The 2,275-nt window shown below is 70.8% G+C and carries 3 protein-coding genes; all 3 read right to left on the bottom strand.

The annotated features are described in order from the left end of the window. On the bottom strand, nucleotides 1–372 hold a 372-nt coding region (locus tag AC30N0_RS17395; protein WP_489519155.1), incomplete at its 3' end, for a phytanoyl-CoA dioxygenase family protein. A 64-nt stretch (nucleotides 373–436) separates the two neighbouring features. Further along, nucleotides 437–1,435 carry a DUF72 domain-containing protein gene (locus tag AC30N0_RS17390; RefSeq protein ID WP_489519154.1) on the bottom strand — a complete coding sequence of 333 codons (999 nt, stop codon included), beginning with the start codon at nucleotides 1,433–1,435 and terminating at the stop codon, nucleotides 437–439. 270 nt (nucleotides 1,436–1,705) lie between these two features. After that, the coding region (locus tag AC30N0_RS17385) for a hypothetical protein (protein WP_489519153.1) at nucleotides 1,706–2,275 on the bottom strand (570 nt) is incomplete at its 5' end.

Genomic DNA, 2,275 nt, shown 5'->3' with positions numbered 1-2,275 from the left:
CGTCTCCGGGAACAGCAGCGGCGTGTCGGCGTGCCAGTCCTGGAAGTCCGAGCCCCGCATCGGCGTGTCGGTGACGAGCTGGCACATCACGGGGTCGGGGCCGGCGACGCGCTCGACGATGGCGAGCACGTCCGGGTCCTCGTAGACGGCCGCGTCGGCGAAGACGCCGCGAAACGGCAGCGTCACGTAGAAGCGCTGCGGGCCGCGGGTCGGGGTGTCCTGCTCCTCGCGGATGTTGGCCTGCAGCAGCGGCTCGAATTCGCGCCGCCACGCGCGCAGCAGCCCGGGCTCGAAGTGGCGGCGCAGCACGACCAGGCTGTCACGGTTGAAGGCTGCGGCGAAGGCATCGTGTTCGGCGGCGGAATAGCGCATGGCGTGTCGGGAAGGTCGGCGTCGGCAGGTGCCATCCTATTCCCGCTGCCAGGTCCCGGCCGCCTCAGCTGACCCACTCGGCAGCGCCGACCAGGCTCTCCTGCTCGTGGCTCTCGAGCGGCGCCGGCCGCGGCTCCTGCTGCACCAGCCTGGGCACCCTCGCCTGCCGCCGCGCCTCGAGGATCCGCACCAGGGTGGCGGCGTTGCGCTGGCCCTGGTCCTCCATGTTGTTGTTCATGATCACGTGCGTGGTGAAGGTCTCGGGCGCCAGGCGCTCGACCCGGGCGGCGATCTCCTCGAGCTCGGCGTCGGGATAGTCGTAGTTGAAGCGCTCCGACGCGACCGTCGCGCCCTTGATGTTCCAGGTCTCGTGGTTGCGGCCGTGCAGCCGGACCAGCGAGTACTGCATGTGCGTCGACTCCCACACCGGCGGCACGCAATTATGGAAGCCCTGCGGGCTGTCGATGACGGTGTGCACCAGGTTCAGCTCGCGCTCGAAGGCGAGCGTCGCGCCGAGATGGGCGTCGTCGAACCAGGTCCGGTTGCGGAACTCGACGCTGACCGTGTAGTCCTTCATCGTCTCGGCGCACATCGCCACGTGCGCGAGGCCGTCGCGGTTGCGCAGCAGCCAGGGCGCGAACTGGAAGTGCACCATACCCAGCTTGCCGGCGGTGCGCAGGGGCTCGAGCGCCTCCTTGAAGCGCTGCCAGAGCGCGTCGCGCAGCTCGGGCGGCACGTCCTTGAAATAGAAGCTCGCCTTCTTCATTGCCGGCAGCTCGGCGCGCAGATCGGGCGGCAGCACGCCGGCCGTCGTCTGGTGGCCGGTGAAGAGCCGGAAGGCCTTCATGTTGAGCGTGAACTGCGCCGGCGTCCGGTCGGCCCAGGCCTGCGCGGTCTGCGCCAGCGGGATCGCGTAGTACGAAGTGTCGACCTCGACCAGTGGGAACTGCGTCGCGTAGAAGCGCAGCCTTCCTTCCGGCGTGCCCGCCTCGCGCGGGTAGAACTTCTTCGAGGCGACGAGCGACTTGTCGCTCCACGATGCCGTGCCGACGAGGACCTTCATCGCTAGGGCCTGTTAACGCTATGGGAGGGTTCGCGCTGGTGCGGTGGGGGCTGCAGGGCAAGGCGCCTGCGAGGCCGTGTGCCTGCGGCACACAACGAGCGGGCAACGCCGCCCTGCAGCCCACACCGCACCGGCCCTTCGGGTGATCTCGGCAAAGGGTCGCCCGCCGCGTTGCAAATGCTCGCCGTAGCAGCGGCTACGGCTGCGCTTTGCGCCTCGCAGGAGGCCCTTTGCCGAGTCACGCGAACCCTCCCATGGCGTTAACAGGCCCTAGCCTGCCGGGCGGCGCCCGGCCGCCCGCGAGCTGCTTCGATCGACCGGGAACTCGCGCCGCAGCATGGCCTCGACCGAGGGGCGCAGGCGCTCGCCGTAGATCGACACCGCGCGCAGGGCGGCGCTCCTCTGCCGTTGCCGATCGGGTGCGAGCACCAGCGAGATGTACCACGCATGGCGCGCGTCCGACTCCCGGCCGAGCAGGGCGCTGGAGATGGCGAGCGTGGTCCAGTCCTGCACCCGGCCGAGCGGGTAGCGGGTGTCCGGCAGGGTCAGCGAGTGCAGCGCCAGCTGCCGAGCCGCACGGATCTGCGGCGGCTGCTCGCGCATGCGCAGGAACGCGAGGTTGCCCGCGACCTCGGAATCGAGCGGGTTGGCGGCGAAGGCCCTGACCTGCAGGGCGACGGCCGCCGGCACGTTGTTGCGGTCCCAGTAGGAGACGCGCGCCGCCTCGTTCAGCCGGCGCGACTCCTGCGAGCGGACGCTCAGCCGCATCTCCGGCCGCCCGGGCGCCAGCCGCGCCGCCGCGACGGCACCGCGCAGTTCCTCGCGTCGCGGCAGCACGTC

Origin of the sequence: Rhizobacter sp. (assembly GCF_031412495.1) — a bacterium.
Classification (GTDB): domain Bacteria; phylum Pseudomonadota; class Gammaproteobacteria; order Burkholderiales; family Burkholderiaceae_C; genus Schlegelella_A.
Note: the sequence above shows the minus strand (reverse complement) of the source record. Positions and strands in the feature narration are given on the sequence as shown.